This window comes from Nitrospira sp. KM1 (assembly GCF_011405515.1).
Taxonomy (GTDB): domain Bacteria; phylum Nitrospirota; class Nitrospiria; order Nitrospirales; family Nitrospiraceae; genus Nitrospira_C.
This window is the reverse complement of sequence record NZ_AP022671.1, coordinates 1,202,487-1,222,538: the sequence shown is the minus strand read 5'-3', so window position 1 is coordinate 1,222,538 and position 20,052 is coordinate 1,202,487. Positions and strand designations below refer to the sequence as shown.

Below are 20,052 nucleotides of genomic sequence, written 5' to 3'. Positions count from 1 at the left end.
GCACCTAGTAAGGAAAGGTTTGAAGCACTCCTCCTTGCATTGCTCCAGTGCATGCGCTTCTACAATCAGTGCCTGGCATGCCAAAAGTTCTTCCTACCATATTGTTATACGAATCCATGTTGTACTCTTGCGGGAGTTGCACCGAGTCACACTCCTCATGGATGTCACCGATAATCGCAGCTGCATCTGGGGTCATCACTTGAGTCATTCGGCAAGACCAATAGCAATGCCTAAAAGCATCAAATTGGTTATTATGAGGAACCTGTCCGCTTCCTGCCATGCTGGCCGCAAGAGTTCGAGCTTCATCAGCTAGATGATTTCCTATTAGGGCACCAAGAGGGCCAACACGAGTGATCACTGTTGCTATTTCACCACACGCACAGGCTGTTAAGCCGGTAGGATCCTTGAGGACAATAGGATTATTTTTCACATAGGCGTATATGTTTAGTTGCTTCCCACGGAGCCGTATGGGATCTTCTCTTGTAAAACGTTGGAACCTTGGAGAGTAGTACCTCGCCCTGTAATAATAGAGCCCGGTCTCATCGTTTTCTCTGCCCGTGAATTGGAACATATTTACACTTGTCCCTGTCACCGTTGTCTTGCCAAATGGCTCGTAGGTATACGTTGTCGATGAGGCACCCTGTGCATCGCTCAATGCCAGACTGCTGCCCAACACATCTGCGTGATAATGCTCATTGCCGCTTCCTGTTTGCCGGATAAACGGCTCATCGATGTTCAATGATCGCAGGTACGCTGCCACGGACACTCCACTCTGAAGTTCCTGCGCGATATCGTTTCCATCATAGACAAATTGCGTCGTCACACCGCCGAGTGTCTTACTAAACCTCCTGCCAAGAGGATCATAGCTAAAGCTGGCAGTCGCCCCCCCGCTGAGCCCAATCAGCCGATTCCGGGCATCCCAGGTGTAGGTGTTCGTCCCATCGTTCGTCAGGTTCCCGTTGGCATCGAACGTGTGTGTGGTCCCGGCAAACGCTGTTTGCTGATTCGCCGCGTCGTAGGTGGCCGAGGCGACGGCGGCCGGCAAGAGCGATGCGGTGCTATTCGCGCGTGTCAGTGAAGTGCGGTTTCCGGCCGCATCATAGGTATAGGTCAGCTCTTCAATAGTCGTCACACTTGGCCCTTGGTGCAGGATGTGCGTGAGGCGGCTGGCATTGTCATACGTGTACGCCGTGCTCGTGCCGTTTGAATACGTCAAACTGGTTCTTCGTCCTGCCGCATCGTATCCAATTCCCACAATCAACGAACCCTGCACCACCTGGGTCAATCGACTCGCCGCATCGTACTGATAGGTGACCGGCGCCTGACCGGCCACCGTCATAGTGGTTCGCCGACCGATCGCATCGTACGCATAGGCAACCGCACCTAGCGGGGTGACTTCGAGGATCAGCCGGTCCAAGTTGTCATAGAAGAAGTCGATCGCTCCAGAAACGGAATCTGTCGCCCGGGTCAGCCGCCCGACAGCATCATATGTGAATGTCGTGAAGGAGCTGTCCGCATAGTCCGCCCGCGTTCTTCGGTCGAGCGCGTCGTAGGTAAAGGTCGCGGGTTGGCTCTTGCGGTCGGTGAACTGTGTCAGATTCCCGGCTGGATCATAGTGATAACTCTCGCTCCGATCCAGCGCATCTGTTCTCGTCCCCAGCCGATCCATGGAATCATAGGTATACGTCGTCGGCTGGAGCTTCGCGTCTTGGACCGACAGTAAGTTTCCGTTCGGATCATAACCAAATCTAGTGATCCCCTGCCGCGCGTCCGCGATCTCGGTCACCCGATTCAACCCATCGTACCGGAATTGGGTCTGGAGTTGCCGGGGGTCAGTGAGGTTGGTCAATCGACTCACCGCATCGTAGGCCCGCTGCGTGGCGTTCCCCAGGGGATCCGTCGTGGTGATGAGATTGCCATTGGCATCGTAGGCAAACGTCGTCTGGTGAGTCAGCGGATCGGTGACCGTCAGCGGCTGGCCAAACGCATTGTACGTGATCGTCGTGACATGGTTCAGCGGGTCTTTCACCGTGAGGAGGTTCCCGTTGGCCGGGTCGTAGGTGAATTCCGTGACGTGGTTCAACGCATCCGTGATCGTCGTCACGCGATTAAACTGCGCGTCGTACGTGAAGCGGGTCTCATGCAGCGCGGGATCCACAATTTTCGTCACGTTCCCCGCCGCATCGTACTCGAATTGGGTCGTGCGGCCAAGCGGATCGGTCGTGGCGAGGACCTGGTTGGTCGCCACGTCACGGAGCGACCGGGTCGCTTGCCCCTGGCCGTCGGTGCGTTCCAGCGTATAGCCCTGACCGTTAAACCGGCCGGTCGTGACATGTCCCCGAGGATCCGTGACGGTGGTTTGCGTGATGACTCCGCTGTTCGTCTGGTAAGCGAATTGCCAGAGGCCGCCGTCCGCTTGGGTCTGCCGGCTCACCCGGCCCGCGCCGTCGTACTCGTTCGTCAGGAACGTGAGGCCCCGCGCATCGGTCAACGTAAGCATGCGGCCCTGCGTGTCGTAGGTGTAGCGGGTGACGCCGCCTTCGGGATCCATGACCGTGGCGAGGCGGCCGCTGTTGTCATAGGCATAGGTCACTCGGCGGCCGAGGGGATCGAGGATCTCCGTGACGCGATCGTTTATATAGGTGAATTGGACCTGCCGGCCCACGGCGTCGGTGATCGTGGTGAGCGTACCGGTGGAGCCCGTGCGAGTGAAGGTGAGCTGGTTGCCGTTGCGGTCGGCTTGGGCGATGAGGAACGACACGTTGAAGGAGGGCGGGCCGAAGGCCCAGACCGCGCCATCCTTGAATCGGAGACTGTGCCCGCCGCCGCCTTCCGTGAGTACCGCGCCGCGATAGGCCGGGTCCGTCAGATTGCGGAACGTCCCGTCGGGTTGCTTGGGAAAGGCCACCCGGGCGCCGCCGGGCAACAACAGCCGCCGCAGGTCTCCGTCCTGCCGCAGGATGACGTCGTAAGTATGGCTGGTGCCGAGGCCAAACGGACCCAGATTCGTCCCCAATGTCCGGTAGGTGCGCGTGATCGTCACCGGCAATCGTCCCGGTAGCACCAGGTCCGTCTTCTTGAGCACGAAGATTCCTGTGCCGAGGTCGACGGGATCGCCCCCCGCTTCTCCTTCGCCTCCCGCCGCCACCGCCGGGCCGCCGACGAGCCCTGACACAAAATCCAGCAGCGTCCGTAACCACGCGGGCATCACGGACCCGCAACAGAATCGCGGCTGGCCGAAGGGCTTCCCGGTGGCGGGATCGATGTCCGGTACGATCTGGCTGCCGTTGGCGGACACGGTGCCGGTGCCGTACTGCGCCATCTGGTTGGGCCGCGAGCCGTCCGGCGCCTCATCGTAATACCACAGCTCCACCTGTGTGCCGGGCGGCGCCCCGAGATCGTTGGGAAAGGTGATCGGAATCGGTTCGGACGGCGTGCCGCCCCCCGGTTTGTCGAAGTAGTCCATATAGCTGCTGACTCCGACCCGGTCTCCAGGCAGCGGAGGGATAGGCGTGCGATCCAACGGCACCTGCCGGACGGAAACCTGCGTATTCTCCTGGTGATCCCAACCGGTAATGACGGCGCCGGCGGGAATCGTCATCTGGAAACCGGGCAGCTCGGGATCGGTCACGAGGCGTTCGACGCCGCTGTTGGAAATATCCACCAGGCCGGTGGTCTTTTGAAAATGCAGGTGCGGAACGAAGCTGAGCACGTTGGCCTGTCCGGCGACGATGGTCACTTTGTAGGGAATCACCGGCAGACTGTGCTGCGGCGTGGAAGCCGGTCCTCCATCGATGAGCAGCAGTTGCTCGGCGCCCACCGGCGGGTTCTGCATCGCAAAGTTGCCGCCGTCGTCGGTGCTGGCCTGCATCGCGCCCAGCGTGACGAGCGCGCCTTTGACCGGTTGATCGTCTTCATCCAGCACCAATCCCACGAGCATGGTGACGCCCGAAGCCAGCACCTGGGCGGTAACCGGCACCGAGCGTGTCGTCGACACACCGTTCACCAGCCCCGTCGCCGTCACGGTCAGCGAGATCGGGCCGGCAGGAACGGCGCCGTTTGTCGTGACGGTCAGTCTCGTACTCTGTCCCGCGGTCAGCGTGGCGTTGCGGAACGACGCCGTCATCCCGCCGGGCAGACCCGTCGCGGCCAGGGTCGCCACGTTGGTAAATCCGCCGCTGCCGGCGAGCGCAACGGCGAATGAGGCCTCGCCGGATGATGGGATCGTAATCGTGGCAGGGAGCACGCTCAGCTGCATGTCCTGCGTGGGAATCACGACGAAATGTCCGGTCGAGGTCGCAACTCCGCCGGCCGTAGCGACCGCCAGCGGGCCGGTCGTTGCGGCGGGCGGGACGACGGCCGCGAGCGTCGTGGCATTCTGGACGATCACGCTCGTCGCGGGAATGCCGTTGAACGTGACGGATTGGACGTTCACGAAGTTCGTGCCGGTAACGGTCACCGTGACGCCTGCGCGGCCCGTCGCTGGCGAAAACCCGGTGATGGCCGGTGCCGCGAGCACGGTGAAGTTCGTGGCGCTGGTGGCTGTGCCGGCTGCCGTCGTGACGGTGATGGGGCCGGTCGTCGCCCCAACCGGCACGGTGGCAGTGAGGCTGATGGCAGAGGCAGCCGTCACAGCGGCTGTGACGCCATTAAACTTCACGGTGTTGTTGGCCGGCACCGGGTCGAAATTGGTTCCCGTGATCGTGACAGAGGTCCCGGCAGGGCCTTCCGTGGGCGTAAAGTTCGTGATGGTCGGCGTTTGTTGCGTCACGAACGTCGCGTCGAACCGGGCTTGGCGATTCGCGGCATCGAAATACAGCCGCAGGCCGACGGCGTTGTTGTGGCCGGGGCACTTGGTGTCGTTGGGGTTCGTTCCGATGCGGGTGGAGATCTTGATCGCGAGCTGATCCGTCGTGCCGTCGAACGGGATGGAGGGCACGGAGCCGAAGGCCACGATAGCTTCCTTGGCTTGGTTGGCATTGCGCACAATCCCGGTGATGCAGCGGGTGAGGCCCGTCGCGATCACAGCGCCGTTCTTGAGCACCTCAGCCCGGAGATCGAATTGCGTGCCTTGATCGTCGCTGTTCTTCAAACCCAGCCAGACATGGAGATCACTGAGGGCGGTAAGCGTGCCGGTCGTCAGGGATGACGCTGCCGGCCAGGTCCCGATATCCTTCCACAGGTTGCCGCCGTTGAAGTTCACCCCGGCTGAATCGCGGAACTTCGCGGCGGCCGCCGCCGGCGCAGTCGTATTCAGAAACAGGGTCGGCGGGTTGTTATCGGGTCCGGTGCCATGCAGAAAGAAGTCGGTGCCGGTTTGTGCCTGGGCCACGGGGCTGGCCGCGAGTACGGCCAGCAGGCCGATCAGGAGGCCGCCCGATGCGTACCGTCTCGTCACCTCGCCGCCTCCTTCGATCCCTGCGTCCGAGCCTGAAGCTCGTGAAGAGCGGCGGCCACTTTCACCTGATCGTCGTACGACAACCGCGAGACCGGGATTTCTTTCCCCGACTTGGTCACGAGCGTGAGCGATGAGGACTCACCGAAGCCCGCCGCGATCAAGACCTGCTCAGCCGGCTCCCCGTCGATGATCGGCGCAAGTGCCGCCGTCAGTGTAAAGCCGGCGAAGACCTGGAGCGCGCTGATCCGCCCGTTAGGGAAGGTGACGTTGGCCGTGGCGGTCGACATCGCGAAGGAGCCGCTGCTGTTCACCGTCGTCGATACAGGCGCGGCGAACTGCGGAATCATCTTGACGGTATAGGACGTCGGCACCGGCGTATTCGTCGCCGTGAGAGTCACTGGCACAGGATTGGTCGCGGTCCCCGGCAAGATCACGTCAGCGGTCGTGTAGGAGCCGCCAGGGGTCGGCGGCGGTGCCACTCCACCGACTGACGTGATGGTGAGCGTGGGAAGATTGATCAGTGCAGGAACGCTGTTTGCGGTGATGGGACCGAGGACATTGACGATGGACGCCGTCGGATTCGTCGGGGCGATGGGACCGGGTACCACCGTTTCAATGCGGATGCGTCCGGGATTGCTTGGAGTGCAGCTTGGGACGCCTACCGCTTGAATTGTTCCCGGTACCGCCACCTCCGGAGCCACGAGACGAACGGCCCCACCACTTCCATTTCCGAGAGCGCTCGGAGCGCAAAAATTTTGACCACCGCCGTTCGCCGTAATGGAGCCTGTGACCGTGATCTTGGTCGTGGACGAGAGCACGATCGCTCCGCCGCCGCCACCGCCGGAACCGCCGGTAAAGGGACCGGGAGGACTTCCACCGATTCCTCCGTTCGTCCCACCTCCGCCGGAGCCACCAAAGAGTGGAATAAGCGAAACGAATGTCGCCGGTGCGCCGTAGGTTCCTCCCTGTACGGTCGTTCCATCGACGCCGGGATTGCCACCGCCGGGACCCTGACCACCGGATGCCGCATTGTTGGTCAGGCCCTTCATACCGCTTTGGCCGCCCCGAAACCCTCCCGGCCCCCCTGAGCCCCCAGGATTGACGGGCGGCGCCGATGGGGTAAAGTCCTGTAACATCCCGCTGACACCGTTCAGGTTCAGCACGCCGGCAATGACGACGTCACCGGTTGCAAGCATTGTGACCGGCGTGTTCGCGGCATTCGGCACAAACGTAACGGTGACACCTGCCGGAATGTTCACCGTGGTGTAGTTAAGAATCCCATCGGGCGGTAAGGTCACTGCTGTATTGACCGCGGGCGTGAAGGCCCCCAAGCTGCCATTGCTGCCGCTATTGAAGGTCTGCGCGAAGCCTGGCGTGGCGACACAAAGACTCAGTGCCACACTGAGTCCGATGAAACCGGTCTGTAGACCACGTTTGTGCATGATGAACTCCCTTAAATTATCTGTTCATTGCCTCATGGCATCTCGATACTGTTCACCGCACTCACCGACGCTGAGGCTCCAGTGGGTGCACTGGTCGCGGGCACAGTTGTATCGAGCGGCATCTGCACCGTCGCGGCAGCGCTCGTTGACGCCGAGGCTCCAGTGGGTGCACTGGTCGCGGGCACAGTTGTATTAAGCAGCATCTGCACCGTCGCGGCAGCGCTCGTTGATGCCGATGGACCTGTCGGTGCAGTGGTTGCGGGCACAGTAGCGATGACCGGCATCTTGACCGTCAGCACGCTCGTGACGGTAAAGGCCGGCGCCCCGGGTCGTATCTCGATCGTGATTGCTCCGCTCTGAGCGGTGCCGCCCGGGGTCGTGACCGAAAATGGATACGTCCCCGGAGGGACGCTGGCCGCAATCGTCATAGTAATCGGCAACGTGTCGTCGGTGGCCCCGGCAAGAATCGTGGCCGTGAGCCCGGCTTGTGTGAATTGCACCGCAGAGGCCGTTTTGAGATTGAAGCCCTCGATGGTCCCTCGCGTCGTCACCCCTTGCGCCACCCGCACAGGCTCCACGCCGGTGATGATCGGCGGCACGAGCACGGTGAACGCGCTCGGGCTCGCCGCAGTGCCGTTGGCGTTGGTCACCGTCACCGGTCCAGTCGTGGCACCGGGCGGGACGGTGACAAAGAGCGACCCACCGCTGCCGGACACCACGGCGGCCGTGACGCCATTGAACTGGACTTGATTGCTGGACGGCGGAACCGTGAATCCGAACCCTCGGATTTCGACGTTCGTATTCACGATCGAGCTACCCGGCGCAATGAGGAAGAGGCCCACACCCCCGCCACTCGACGTGAACCGCTGAATGGCTAGTAGATTACCGACGGCGTCGTAGTTGTAGACCGCCGCGTCTCCCTGGTCGTTTACGACGCCGATCAATCGTCCCAGCTCATCGTAATAGTACTGCGCTTGGTCGGCGGAGCCGGCGCTCGGTCCCATCAAGAGAAAGAGCAGGAAGACAACCCCGCCTACGATCGTGCGCCATATCGGCATGGTCATTCGCATCCGGTTAATTGGCGTTCGCCAGCGTGGCGTCAAACGCCACGGCGACCTGTGCTTGATCGTCTTGCGACAACTGCGAGAGCTGAACCTCGTTTCCCGATTCCGTCACGGGCGCCCGTGCGCCGATCGTCCGTGCCGGCGCCGTATCAACCATTCCGAGCAAGATGGCGCACGCGACCAGGGGAAGCATGGCGGGAAACCACAGCGGCGCATGACGATGGCTCATCGAAACCTCCAAGCGTATGACGTGTCGTATATAGTTTTCCTAATCACGCCTTGCAACCTGGCGTGTCCGCCAGGGGCAACGGGGAAAATGCATGCATTTTATCGCTGGAGCCTTCGAGTCGGTTGCGGCTCGCGCACCGCTCTGTGATTAGGGCATGGCACGGAGTGAGATTATCGGCAGATAACGCGAGACAGGTCTTCACGCGGCCGTGCTGATCGTCGTGCTTCTCTGCCTGACGCGTCGAGATGCGACAGGGGCTTCCGGCTGCTACAATGCCTGAAAGTTTCTTGCTTGAAACAAACAGTGCGTTGCAGTGGACGGTGAAAAGATCAACGCGTGTCGAGAGAGGCAGGGATCGAACGACATGAACTTACAGACGGACATGCAGGTGAACCGGATCAGCGATCAGATCTGGGAGATTCCTCCATCGGAAAAACCCGGCATGCTGGTTCCGGCGCGAATTTATGCGTCCCGGAATATTCTCCAATCGATGGACCGCGGAGTATTCGACCAAGTGACCAACGTCGCCTGCATGCCCGGCATCGTCCGCCATGCGCTTTGTATGCCGGACGGACATTGGGGGTATGGGTTTCCGATCGGCGGGGTGGCGGCTTTCGATGTGCATTCCGGTGTCATCTCACCCGGCGGCGTAGGCTACGATGTCAATTGCGGGATGCGTCTGATCCGGACGGATCTGACGTTAGGCGATGTGCAGCCTCGCTTGGAGCGATTGCTCGATACGCTGTTCCGGAACGTTCCGGCCGGGGTGGGGGCCGGGGGTTTCGTGCGGCTGGATCGCAAAGCATCCGATGCCGTCATGGTCGGCGGCGCGCGGTGGTGTGTCGAGCAGGGCTATGGCTGGCACGGCGATCTCGCTCGAATCGAGGAAGGCGGGGCGATCGACGGTGCGGATCCGTCCACCGTGACCGATCGCGCCGTAGGACGCGGGATCAATCAACTCGGAACGTTGGGGTCGGGCAATCACTATCTGGAAATTCAAGTCGTTTCGAACGATGGCGTGTTCGATCCCGCGACGGCCGCCGCACTGGGAGTCAGTGGCCACGAGCAGATCGTCGTCATGGTGCATTGTGGCTCGCGAGGGTTCGGGCATCAAGTGGCCTCGGACTATCTAAAGATGTTTGAGAAGGCGATGCGACGGCATGGGATCACCGTCAAGGACCCGCAGCTCGCCTGCGCGCCCTTTCATTCGCCGGAAGGCCGTGACTATTTTTCCGCCATGAATTGCGCGGCGAATACGGCCTTCGCGAACCGCCAGGTGATCACGCATCAGGTTCGCAACGCGTTCACGGAGGTCTTTGGTCTATCCGGGGAGGAACTGGGGATGGAGCTGGTCTACGACGTGGCGCATAACATCGCCAAGGTCGAACGCTATGCGGAAGGGGAGTTGCTGGTCCATCGAAAGGGGGCGACGCGCGCGTTCGGCCCCGGTCACCCGGAGCTGGCGGACGCGTTTCGTGAGACCGGTCAACCGGTCATCTGTGGCGGATCGATGGAAACCGGTTCGTACCTCCTCGTGGGTACGGACCAGGCCGTGGCCGAGACGTTTGGGTCAACCATGCACGGTGCCGGCAGGATCATGTCGCGGGCTCAAGCGAAAAAAATGGTACGAGGTGATCAGCTTCAACAGCAGATGAAGCGCCGGGGGATCCTGGTCAAGGCGATCTCGATGTCGGGGCTCGCCGAGGAGGCTGGGTGTGCGTATAAGAATATTTCCGAAGTGGTTGAGACGGTCGAGCGGGCAGGAATCACAAAAAAAGTGGCGGAACTGAGACCGATCGGCAATATAAAGGGCTAGCAGAGCGTTGAAAAAGGCCGTCAGCTTTGTTCTCGCATCGCTCAGAGGCTCAACGTACGGAACAAAGTACGCCTCGCCCCTTCGCTCGCTGCGGCCTCGCTGAACAGCCTTTTTGAACGCTCTGCATATTGAGAAGCGTCACCGCTGAGAGGATCAAGATGGAGCAACGGAAAACTCAACGATTTCCGGTCAGGTTCCGCAGTTCATTTACGTCCCTGAACGTCGTGGGGGGTGACGGCAACCTTATGGATCTGTCCCTCCGTGGATGCCGCGTCGAGAGTCGCATCGAAGTTCGTCCGGGGACCTCGCTGGAGCTGCGCATTCAAGTTTTCGACGACGATCCGCCTCTTGTCGTGCAGGAGGGAATCGTCCGCTGGAGTCGCACACAGCAATTCGGGCTCGAGTTCGTGACGATGGCGCCGGATGAATGGGCGAGGTTGCAGCACACCGTGACCCAGCTGGAGCTCCATCCGTATCAACACGGGCAACATGGTGATACCTCCACGGCAGCGTGAGCACGCCCCGGGCGCTCGTCCCGCTCCACCGGTGCCCATCGTCAGGTTCGCGGCAGCGGTTGGTCTCTGAGGCGATACCCGTACAGCAGAGTAATGTTGATGCGGCGCGACAGATACTCGTCTCTGAACGAAATGTCGTCGCTTTCGTGGAAGAGATCTGAGTTGAAGACGACCGCGCGGTTGGCCCGATAGGGTATCCTGATCGCACGAGCCCCCACGCCGTTCAGCCAGCCCATGATTTTCGGTTTGCTCTGCTCGCTGTTGTAGTCTTTGAAGTTCCACTCCCGCGGCGCTTCCTTATCATAGACGACCAGGCCGCCCGTCTCCTTGTTCAGATTGGCTTCGTCCGGCGTGATCCAGAAATTGACGTTCACGGCTGCGGCGTCGGCGTGAATGTTCAATCCCCGGCGCGCGCTGTCCTGTTTGAACGCCCATGCCTGGGTCAGGCGGTGCGCACCGAAGATGCCGGGAAATTTCAACCGAAGCTCTTCCGCGATTTGAAAGAGCAGCGGCGAGGCGAATCCATCCCCGAGAAACGCGCCGCAGTAGCCGTTTTCGTAATCCTTCTTCCAGATCGTCGCTTCCCAGCAAAACCGCCGGAGCGCCTCCAAGGCTTCTGCGTTCAACAGGTCGTCGATAAAAGTCACTCCCGGGTGGGCTTGGTGATAGCGTTCTTCTACGGCATGGGCGTCAAGCGTCCGGTTGATAGCTCCGTGAGACACGCGGTCCGGGGGGTGATGGAACAGCATCCGATTGAACGATGGAGCGAGGCCTGAGAGGTCGGCGGCAGTCATCCGGACGCGGTTGCCGGGAGAGGAGTCTTGCTCCAGTCGCCGTTGACACTCTGCCAGTGCGGTGAGGTAAGGACGCTGTTCATCGCCCAACTTGTGCTGATGCAGAAGGTAGTCGATCTGTTCGCGGTCATGTTTAATGCGAGAGCGGAACACCGAAGAGTCTGTCATCGGCTTCCCATGATCGTGTCTGGATCGGGCGACCCGAGTCAGGCAATTCACGGCCTTGTTCTCGTCACCGGCCCATGACCACGCCACGCCGAGATTATAGAGTGCCTTCTGATAGTCTGGCTGGATGGCAAGGGCTTGCTGAAAGGACGCAATGGCCTCTCGGAGTGTGCCGGTCTCCATGAGAGCGAGTCCCAGGTTGTTCATGGCCTCCAAGTGCACAGGTTTCAATTCAATCGCACGCCGGTAGCATGTCAGAGCCTCCTCAAGGTCGCCGCTCTCCTTCAACGCCACGCCGAGATTGTTATGAGTATCGGCATGCGAGGGATTGATCGCCAAGGCCTGCCGATAGGCACGGACTGCCTGTTGCAATTGTCCGGAGTCACGGAGCGCGTTGCCGAGATTGATATAGGCGTCGCCGTATTTGCCATTTAACTCAACAGCCTTTTTGTAGGTGGTCACGGCCTCTTCAAGCCGGCCCGCCTTCTGAAGCAGGATGCCGAGGTTGAACCGATAGACCGGGGCCGACGGCCCATACTCGATGGCCCGCACAAGATAGCTGATTGCGTCATCCAAACGATTGAGACGATATGCGATGAGTCCGAGCAGGTGAAAGGCCTCGGCATGCCGGGGGGCCAGTTCAAGAGCCTGCAGATAGGCCTGCTCGGCTTCGACGAATCGCCCCGCCTGTTGATGGGCACGCCCTTGGTGAAGCCATGACTCGGCGCCGGACGGTCCGGTGATTCGCCCTTTACCGAGTTGCGCATCCTGGCGGCGGCGTTCCGAGCGGTTCATGCTGGTGAAATCAGAGTATCTGAAACGCCCGTGGGCGGTCAAAGTATGATCCGGTAGATCCTGATTTTCCTGTGGTGTTCTGTTTATACTGCGGACCGTATTGATCGGCAGGACACCGAAGAATGTATCACAGAAGGAGTTGTATGAAAGTCATAAGCCTTTCGGATTATCAGCAGTTTAGTCATGACAAGATGAAGAAAAACAATATATTTGAAACGCCGCGCTTTTTCTGCGACGTCTACTGCTTCGAAGCGGGTCAGGAGCAGAAGGGCCATATCCATGGCGAACAGGATAAGGTGTATCTCGTGTTGGAGGGAGAAGGTACATTTCAGGTCGGCAATGAGAAACAGGTTCTGCGACAGTGGCAGGGAACGATGGCTCCTGCCGGCGAAGAACACGGCGTGAAAAATCACACCGGCCAGCGTCTCAAAGTCCTGGTGTTCGTCGCGCCGAATCCATAGTTGCCGGACGATTATAAGTAGGCGGTCGATTCAACATTTCCTAATCGACGAATGACGTTGGCCGATGGTGATCTGCCGGTGTCAGTCAGCGCATTCTATGGTCGGATCCCGGTGTGAACCGGGAGTCGGTAGGCGATCGTGAGGGTAGCGGTGGCCCTGTCGCAGGTCCCAACTTGGAGTTTGGTCCCGCGGCAGGAGCGAGGGGAAAGAATGTCGAGCCGAGATCGGGACTTCTCGGCGGAACATAGAATTCCGGCAGCGGCTCATGTTGCCGTCTGGCCGGACCGCTGGTGAGATCGTCGTTCGGCCGATCGAGATCCGAAAGCGTCGATGGGCTTCGATGGCTGGTCCGGGGAGAGGGATAGCCGGAAAGATTCTGAGCCAACTCGATGTCTTGATCGGTGCGTCGCACATTCCCGGCGATCACGGTCTTGGCCAGAGATTCGGCGCTCGTCAATTCGTCTCCATAGACGTCTGTTTGGTATTCGTCCGTATCGGCCTTGGCCAGTGACGACCAGACGGATTGGCCTGATTCGCTGACATGAATCTTGGTGACGGTGGACAGGCCCGGCCTGATCGGATATTCGCGGATCTCGTCCGCCGGCAACGCGATGCGCACCGGAACCCGTTCGGTGATATGGATGAAGTTCCCCGTCGAATTGTCCGGCGGAAGCAGCGCGAACGGGCTGCCCGTGCCGGGAACGAGGCCCTCGACGGTTCCATGAAAGGTGTGTTTCCCTCCGTAGAGATCGACGCGGACCTCCGCCGGCTGCCCGGGACGGATGTCGCCCATCTCCGTTTCACGCAGGTTGGCCTCCACCCACAAGTGATCCAGCGGGACGATCGTCATGAGATTCGTGCCGGGCTTCACGCGGTCTCCCACCTGCGCCTTGCGTTTGGCGATGTAGCCCGATACGGGAGCACGGATCTGCTGGCGCGCATATTCCAGGTGCGCTTCGATAAACTCATGTTTCGCCAGTTCGACGGCCGGATGGTCCATGACGGTCGTCCCGCCGATCTGCGCATCCAGCGCGTCATACTCGGCCTGCGTTTCGCGGACCTCCGCCCGGAGTCCTTCCAGCTGATCGAGCGCATTTTGCAGAATCTGTTTCGAGACCGCCCCGCTCGGAGAGGCCTGGCGGTACCGTGTCACGTCATGGCTCACGACTGCCAGTCTCGCCCGGCGTGCGGACAGTTTCTCGGCCAGTTGGCGCTGGGTGAAGAACAGCGCGTTGATCCGGCGCACTGTATCACCGAGGCGCCCCCGTGCCCTCCCCAAGGCGGCATAGGCTTCGTGTTCGTCAAGGCGCAACATGACGTCTCCGCGATTGACGAATTGTGTCTCTTCGAAGAGCACCTGCGTCACGATGCCTGTGGCCTGGGCCGCCACGGGAACCAGGTTGCCCGTCACATACGCGTTGTCGGTCTCCACCCAGTATCGCGAATACGTCCACCAGTAGGTGGCATATACAGCCAGCGCAATGGCGGCCAGCACCGCCACGCACAGCAACCGGCCGGTCCGTTGCCGGTGGACAGCCTCTTCGTTGAGGTGGGGAGAGGGGGGATCGACCGTGTTCATCGATTCAATTCGCTCCCTGAGACGGTCGTTTCTCGATATCCGCGTTATGGTATCCACCGCCCAGCGCTTCGATCAGATCGACGGCGGCGACGAGTTGATCGCCTTCCAACGCCCGTAACGCGTATTCCTGTTCAAGCAGCGGGTACCGGTGGCGCAAGACCTCGCGGTCGTCGTCCAGCCCCGAGACCAGGCGCACCTTCGCCAGGCGCAGGTCTTCACCCACCGCGGCGACCAGGCGCTCGTGCGATTCCAGCATTTCACGAGTGGATTGCCATGCGCTCAAGCTGTCCGCGACTTCCCGCAGCGCGCCAAGCAGCGTATCGTTGTACAGCTCGACCGCGGAATCATATTCCGCCCGGTGGACGGCCAGTTCTCCGCGCAACCGTCCGCCTTCGAACCAGGGCAATCGGAGGCCGGGCGCGAACCCGTAGGAAAAACTTTGACCAGAAAAGAGAAAGTTGGCGAGCTTGTCGGCGCCCTTCGTCAGGGTCAAGGCGTTGAACCCGACGAAGGCGGTCAAATCGATCGTGGGATAGAACTGCGTCTTGGCCACCTTGACCAGACGGGCTGCGGAATCCGCCCGATACAGCGCCGAGGCCAGGTCCGGCCGGTGAATCAACAGTCCCATCGACAGGTGCTCCGGGACCGGCACATGGCGGGGTATGACGGTCGCCCGGCTGAACAGGCCGGCGGTATCGTCGGGACCTTTGCCTGCCAACCTGGCGAGGAGATGCCGTTGAACGGCGAGCTGGTCGCGAACTCCGGCCTCACGTTTCACGGCCGTTTCGTAGTCGGCAATGGATTGCTTGACCGCCAGGTCGTTATCCAATCCGAGACGGAACCGGGTTTCGGCGAGTCGGCGAAGCTGCCGGCGGATCGCGACAATGGCTCTGACCAGCTCCAACTGGCGATGCAGGGCCTGTCCCCGGAAATACGCGCGGGCGATGCCGGTGGTCAGCCGCAACTTCACTTCCGCGGTTTCGGCCTCCTCGGCGGCCGCCTGTCCCAACGCCGCTTCCAATGTCGCACGATTCTTTCCCCAGAAATCGAATTCGTAACGGAAGCTGAGGGGATTGATCACGCCGAGCAGAATGCGCGCGCCTGCGACCTCCGGATTCAACGCCGCAAACACTCCGTGCTGGGAAATGCGCTCGTACGTGAGCGATGCATCTGCCTCGAGAAACGGCAATAGGCGCGCTCCCTCCACCCGCACCAATCCCATGGCTTCCTTGAGGCGGGCCGACGCCACCTTGAGACCGGGGTTGTCGCGTAATGCCGACTCCATCAGGGCATTGAGCTCCGGATTCTGAAACTGTTCCCACCATCGGTCGTCCGGCCATTTGTGCAGCCGGCTGGTGACTTCCTCGATCGTTTCCCTCAGCTCCGGCGATTCGATATAGACGGCCGGCGGATCGCCTTTGGGAATCCATGCACAACCGGCCAGGACCAAGAGCATTCCAGCCTGCATGACCCCAATCAAGTGACGTGCCCTCTGTGTCACGGCTGCTCCATCAGTTCTTCGGCGCGAAGTTCCTTGACGGCCCGGACCGGCGACCGGGTCGGGACGCGCGTGGATTGGGCGAACCAGACGGCCACGGCGAGGCCCATGCAGAGAAAGCTTGAAACGAAAAACGCATCGTTCAAGGCCAGAATTCCCGCCTGTTGCTTCACGAGGAGCTGCAATTTGTACGGGATCACGGCCGGATCGAATCCTGCCTCCTGAAATTTGAGGGTGATCTGCTGAAGAGGATCGTAGGAGGCGGACATCCGTCCACCGAAATGATCGCTGAGCTGAAGCTGATGGAACGGTTTCCGCCGAAACACGATGATGCCCTGCCACGTGATACCCAGTGCGCCGGCGGCGATGCGAAACAGATTTGCGGCTTCGGCGGCGCGCATGATCCGTTCGCCGGTCAATCCATGCAAGGTAAGCACGGTGAGGGGTGTGAAGAACGATCCCAGAAACACCCCTTCGAGGACCATCGGCCAGAAGAAATGATCGTACGATTGAGGATCGTCGTACAGGCCGATCCAGTAGAAAGTTGCGGCAAACCCCAGCGCGTTGAGGCAGGCCAACAGCCGAACGTCCACGTGTTTCGCCAGTTCATGCATGACGGCGATGACCGGAATGCCGAGGAGCATCATCGGAAGGAAGACCAGTCCGGCGAGGGTTGACGAATATCCCATCAGCGTCTGCAGTTGAACGACGAACAGAGCCGACAGGCCCTGAACGGCGAGGAAGCCGATGCCGAGGCATCCGAGTCCGACGAAGAAATTGCGCCGGCCGAACAGACGGATATCGACAGCCGGCCGGGGTTCGCCCAGTTCCCAGATAATCCAGGCGGGGATGGCGAGGGCCACGATCACGAGCACGATCCGAAGAACCGGATCATCGAACCAATCGACGTCGTTTCCCTCGTTCAACATGGTTTGCAGGCCTCCGAAGATCACCGCGAGCAGGAGAAAGCCCGCCAGATCGAATCGCTCGCGGCGGATTTCGACGGCCCTCCCGTGGAGCAGCGCGGCTGTCGACGCGGCGACCAACAGGGCCAACGGAATGTTGAGGATGAACAGCGCGCGCCACGACCAGGTATCGGCGAGCCAGCCTCCCGTGGCCAATCCCAATGTAAACGGCATCAGCGTGAAGAGACCCCAGATCGACAAGCCCACGGACTTGAGCCGATCGGGATATTCTTCGAGCAGGAGCGTCTGCCCCAAGGGTAAGGTCACGCCCCCCGCAAGACCGAGCAGGATGCGGGCCGGAACGAATGTCGCGATGCCGCCACCGATGACGCAGAGGGCGGAGGCGGCCGCGTACACGATGAAGGCAACCGTGAAGACCCGCCTTTCACCAAATCTCGACGCACACCATCGCGCCAGAGGAAACGCGAGAGCCAGCGCAATCAAGAAGTCGGTCTGCGCCCATGTTCCGAAGCTCGGGAGCACACCGCCCAGGTCGCCCGCTGCATGAGGCAGGAGTGCGACGTAGCTGCCGGCATTGAAGAGGACGAGCATGTGTGCCAGACCCAGGATGATGTTCAGAAGAACGAAGTGCCATCCTTGAAGCCGCGGGTGTTCAATCTCTGCCATGAGATCCGTTGTCCATGCTCCTCAATAGGTCGGGGAATATCGGGGATGCTCATCCGCTACGCTGTGCGATCGATCAGCCGGCGCCGGCGCATCCGCAGACGCCGGCCGATGGGTGATGTAAATGGCCAGGCCCGTGAACAGCATGCCCCCGACCAAATTGCCCAGCGTGACCGGGATTTGGTTCCAGAGCCACCAATCAGACAGCGTGACGTGCGCTCCCAGCAACATTCCGACAGGAATGACAAACATGTTCACGACCGCGTGTTCGAATCCTTGGGAAAAGAACATGAGCGTAGGTCCCCAGATCGCGACGATTTTTCCGGTCAGCGACGTCGTCGCGAAGGCGAAGACCACGGCGAGACCGACCATCCAGTTGCACAGCATTCCCTTCGTAAACACGGTCACCAGCCCGGCTGATTCATGAGACGCGTAGTACGTGGTCTTGGCTTCGGCGATCGTGACCAATTTGGCGCCCGTGGTCGATATCGCGGCGTCGCCCCCCGTGGTCAGTACGATGGCCAGCAAAATTGCATAGGCTGTGCTGCCGAGGAGATTGCCGAGAAAGACCCATCCCCAATTCTTGAGTACCCGGCCGATGGACGCATTGGGTTTGCCGTCCACGGCGGCACAAGGCAGCAGGGCAAAACTGCCGGTAATGATTTCAGTCTTCAAGAGGATGGCGAGACAGAGCCCGAACGGGAACAGCAGAGAACCCACCAGCCAGCTGCCGGTTTCAACCGCGGCGGTCACGGCCATGCTGGTGGCGACACCCAAATAGGCTCCGGCAAGCGCTCCGCGTATCAAGAGGTGTCGGACCGGTACGTCCAGCTTCAACGCTCCGGCGCTCACCATTTCCGTGACGACGTCATGAGGTTTCACATAGTCCATCGTGTGGCTCCAATCGGTGCAAGGCTTGGCACACATCCTTCACGGTCCGTATCCACACAGCAACAGTGATGCCAGGGACAAGCGTGCAGTCAAGAGAGTCGAACTGTGATGGCGAACGTTGTGAATGAGAGATTTCTCACCGGCTGTGTGAAAAATGTGGTGAGCGGCACGTGCAGATACGCTCAAACAATTACCTACGTGTCATTCCAATCGATCGGTCGGCGGTTATGGGGAAAATTCCCGTTCCCGGGATGGCGTGCAAGGTTCGCGATATGTCGCGATGCGGCTGACCGAAAGACCTAGGACCGTTGGGCCTATCGGCCGCTTCGATACAGCCGGCGATCATTCTTTTGTGGCCGGCCGAACGGACGCGGCAAATGAGGCGGAAATGCACGACTGCATCGGTTGGATTCTGCATCCGGGCGAGCCGATCGCGCCGGTAATGTTCGCGAGCGCCTGATGCCGGTCGAGCAGACTCGGATCGATGTCGATGAGCAGGTGATCGGGGACCGAAATATCCGTCAGGTGAATGCCCGGCAGCGTCGAGAGTGCGGAGATGATGTCGTGCCTGGGAAGGCACGAAGGACCATCGAGTTGGACCGTGACACGCTCGAGTGATCCGGCCGAGACGGAGTGCTGAGCCGGACAGATGATGGAGACAAGCACCAGAGCTGCCAAACGGGTTGGTGATCGTCGATTCATGAGATGCCGCCGCTACGATTCATGATGGAAATGGGAGGTCCTTCTTATTACGGAGAAGGACCTCCCGATGTGCGGCTATGGTACCGGAACCGGTGTGATCTCAGTCTGTGGCGTGGCAACCTTCCATGGAACCATGGGCATCAGCGGGGCCGGTTTGGCATCCGGCGAGGCCACGAGTACGGCGATGCCGCCACGCAATGCGCCGGTCAACGAATGGGTCACCAGCGGATACGCTCCCGCCGATTCCGTGATGACATCGAAGGTTGCGGCGCCGCCGGGTCCGACGACGTAGGTCTGCACGCCCGTCAGCTTATTTTGAGGATTGCCGCTTTCATACACCTGATCCCAAATTTCACCGATGGGATGGAAAGCCGAAAATTCATTCGGACCCGCGTTGACGAAGTAAATCCGTACTCGCTCGCCCGGTTTGGCGTCCAGTTTGCCTCCTCCGGTGACGAACGGGTGATACTTAAAAACGCCGCCGTTGAAAATGACGTGGTCGAACTTTCGATCGAACATGGCTTGCACGTCGTCGGGATTTTTGAATAGCTCCGATTGAACGAGCACGTATTCCCGGTCCGCTTTCGGCCAGGCTTTGGGATTCTTGGGATCGACGATAATCGCACCGAACATGCCGCGGGCAATGTGCTGGATCATCGGCGGTGCGCCGCAATGATAGAAAAAGACACCCGGCTTTTTGGCGACGAAGGTATAGGTGATCGTTTCACCGGCGTTGATCGCCCGATAGTTCTTGAGGAAATCAATCTCGGCTGCATGGAAATCCATCGCATGCGGATATTTGTTGGTCGCCGGATTCGTCAGGGTGAACTTGATCGTGTCTCCCTCGGTCACGCGGACGACCGGCCCCGGCATGGTGCCGTTGAAGGTCCACGCCGCGTATTTTTCTCCGGAACCTTCGACGACGACGTCGGTTTCGACCGCCGTCATGGACACGTCGTGCGTCTTGGAGGAGGCCGGCGCCGGCATGGCGGCAAGACATCCAAACGTGAGAATCCAAAGTCCCGCGGCGAATCGTCTTCGGCGGGTCGTGCGTATTGTATCCATCGGCGCAATCCTCCTTCACATGTGAGAGCGTGGGTGTCCTGTATCCGGG

Annotated in this window: 14 protein-coding genes; 3 read left to right on the top strand and 11 right to left on the bottom strand. The window is 60.4% G+C overall.

The features are described from left to right. Positions 1–4: 4 nt before the first annotated feature. Genes W02_RS05595 through W02_RS05575 form a run of 4 tightly spaced genes read right to left on the bottom strand, consistent with a single transcriptional unit; the run spans position 5 to position 8,133 of the window. A complete protein-coding gene (locus W02_RS05595) occupies positions 5–5,398 on the bottom strand; it encodes an RHS repeat-associated core domain-containing protein (RefSeq protein ID WP_173045602.1) in 5,394 nt (1,797 codons plus the stop codon). After that, positions 5,395–6,840, bottom strand: coding sequence for a hypothetical protein (locus W02_RS21260; RefSeq protein ID WP_197742148.1), 1,446 nt, complete (start codon positions 6,838–6,840; stop codon positions 5,395–5,397). The genes W02_RS05595 and W02_RS21260 overlap by 4 nt, the downstream gene beginning before the upstream one ends. A gap of 32 nt (positions 6,841–6,872) precedes the next feature. Continuing rightward, the gene (locus W02_RS05580) at positions 6,873–7,904 is read right to left on the bottom strand and encodes an RHS repeat domain-containing protein (protein WP_173045598.1); all 1,032 of its coding nucleotides are present in this window, start codon (positions 7,902–7,904) and stop codon (positions 6,873–6,875) included. A 10-nt stretch (positions 7,905–7,914) separates the two neighbouring features. Then, the gene (locus W02_RS05575) at positions 7,915–8,133 is read right to left on the bottom strand and encodes a hypothetical protein (RefSeq protein WP_173045596.1); all 219 of its coding nucleotides are present in this window, start codon (positions 8,131–8,133) and stop codon (positions 7,915–7,917) included. A 364-nt stretch (positions 8,134–8,497) separates the two neighbouring features. On the opposite strand from W02_RS05575, the gene W02_RS05570 reads away from it, so the two are divergent. Further along, positions 8,498–9,949: an RtcB family protein gene (locus tag W02_RS05570; protein WP_173045594.1), complete on the top strand. Its 1,452-nt coding sequence runs from the start codon at positions 8,498–8,500 to the stop codon at positions 9,947–9,949. A 158-nt stretch (positions 9,950–10,107) separates the two neighbouring features. After that, complete coding sequence (locus W02_RS05565) at positions 10,108–10,464, top strand: PilZ domain-containing protein (RefSeq protein WP_173045592.1); 357 nt, start codon at positions 10,108–10,110, stop codon at positions 10,462–10,464. 41 nt (positions 10,465–10,505) lie between these two features. On the opposite strand, the gene W02_RS05560 is transcribed toward W02_RS05565, so the two are convergent. Continuing rightward, positions 10,506–12,218, bottom strand: coding sequence for a glycosyltransferase family 41 protein (locus W02_RS05560; RefSeq protein ID WP_173045590.1), 1,713 nt, complete (start codon positions 12,216–12,218; stop codon positions 10,506–10,508). Positions 12,219–12,361: 143 nt separating this feature from the next. On the opposite strand from W02_RS05560, the gene W02_RS05555 reads away from it, so the two are divergent. Further along, positions 12,362–12,679 (top strand): cupin domain-containing protein, encoded by a 318-nt coding sequence (locus W02_RS05555; RefSeq protein ID WP_173045588.1) that lies wholly within the window; start codon positions 12,362–12,364, stop codon positions 12,677–12,679. A gap of 85 nt (positions 12,680–12,764) precedes the next feature. Here the strand turns inward: W02_RS05555 and W02_RS05550 are convergent, their stop codons facing one another. The 6 genes from W02_RS05550 to W02_RS05525 form a co-directional block, all read right to left on the bottom strand. Then, positions 12,765–14,258, bottom strand: a complete 1,494-nt coding sequence (locus tag W02_RS05550; RefSeq protein ID WP_173045585.1) for an HlyD family efflux transporter periplasmic adaptor subunit — start codon at positions 14,256–14,258, stop codon at positions 12,765–12,767. Between the two features lie 4 nt (positions 14,259–14,262). Then, complete coding sequence (locus tag W02_RS05545; RefSeq protein ID WP_232068658.1) at positions 14,263–15,759, bottom strand: efflux transporter outer membrane subunit; 1,497 nt, start codon at positions 15,757–15,759, stop codon at positions 14,263–14,265. Then, positions 15,756–17,348 carry a DHA2 family efflux MFS transporter permease subunit gene (locus W02_RS05540; RefSeq protein ID WP_173045583.1) on the bottom strand — a complete coding sequence of 531 codons (1,593 nt, stop codon included), beginning with the start codon at positions 17,346–17,348 and terminating at the stop codon, positions 15,756–15,758. The genes W02_RS05545 and W02_RS05540 overlap by 4 nt, the downstream gene beginning before the upstream one ends. A gap of 21 nt (positions 17,349–17,369) precedes the next feature. Then, on the bottom strand, positions 17,370–18,236 hold the full coding sequence (locus tag W02_RS05535) for a formate/nitrite transporter family protein (protein ID WP_173045581.1): 867 nt from the start codon (positions 18,234–18,236) through the stop codon (positions 17,370–17,372). Positions 18,237–18,578: 342 nt separating this feature from the next. Next, entirely contained in the window at positions 18,579–18,938 is a 360-nt protein-coding gene (locus tag W02_RS05530) for a hypothetical protein (protein ID WP_173045579.1), read from the bottom strand. A 75-nt stretch (positions 18,939–19,013) separates the two neighbouring features. After that, the gene (locus W02_RS05525) at positions 19,014–20,003 is read right to left on the bottom strand and encodes a multicopper oxidase domain-containing protein (RefSeq protein WP_173045576.1); all 990 of its coding nucleotides are present in this window, start codon (positions 20,001–20,003) and stop codon (positions 19,014–19,016) included. Between the last annotated feature and the right edge of the window lie 49 nt (positions 20,004–20,052).

What these genes read in the sequence shown, in the direction of transcription:
- W02_RS05540 (WP_173045583.1), bottom strand. Translation starts at nt 17,348, where the DNA reads ATGGCAGAGATTGAACACCCGCGGCTTCAAGGATGGCACTTCGTTCTT.
- W02_RS05580 (WP_173045598.1), bottom strand. Translation starts at nt 7,904, where the DNA reads ATGACCATGCCGATATGGCGCACGATCGTAGGCGGGGTTGTCTTCCTG.
- W02_RS05575 (WP_173045596.1), bottom strand. Translation starts at nt 8,133, where the DNA reads ATGAGCCATCGTCATGCGCCGCTGTGGTTTCCCGCCATGCTTCCCCTG.
- W02_RS05525 (WP_173045576.1), bottom strand. Translation starts at nt 20,003, where the DNA reads ATGGATACAATACGCACGACCCGCCGAAGACGATTCGCCGCGGGACTT.
- W02_RS05530 (WP_173045579.1), bottom strand. Translation starts at nt 18,938, where the DNA reads ATGAATCGACGATCACCAACCCGTTTGGCAGCTCTGGTGCTTGTCTCC.
- W02_RS05560 (WP_173045590.1), bottom strand. Translation starts at nt 12,218, where the DNA reads ATGAACCGCTCGGAACGCCGCCGCCAGGATGCGCAACTCGGTAAAGGG.
- W02_RS05550 (WP_173045585.1), bottom strand. Translation starts at nt 14,258, where the DNA reads ATGAACACGGTCGATCCCCCCTCTCCCCACCTCAACGAAGAGGCTGTC.
- W02_RS05570 (WP_173045594.1), top strand. Translation starts at nt 8,498, where the DNA reads ATGAACTTACAGACGGACATGCAGGTGAACCGGATCAGCGATCAGATC.
- W02_RS05535 (WP_173045581.1), bottom strand. Translation starts at nt 18,236, where the DNA reads ATGGACTATGTGAAACCTCATGACGTCGTCACGGAAATGGTGAGCGCC.
- W02_RS05565 (WP_173045592.1), top strand. Translation starts at nt 10,108, where the DNA reads ATGGAGCAACGGAAAACTCAACGATTTCCGGTCAGGTTCCGCAGTTCA.
- W02_RS05555 (WP_173045588.1), top strand. Translation starts at nt 12,362, where the DNA reads ATGAAAGTCATAAGCCTTTCGGATTATCAGCAGTTTAGTCATGACAAG.
- W02_RS21260 (WP_197742148.1), bottom strand. Translation starts at nt 6,840, where the DNA reads ATGCACAAACGTGGTCTACAGACCGGTTTCATCGGACTCAGTGTGGCA.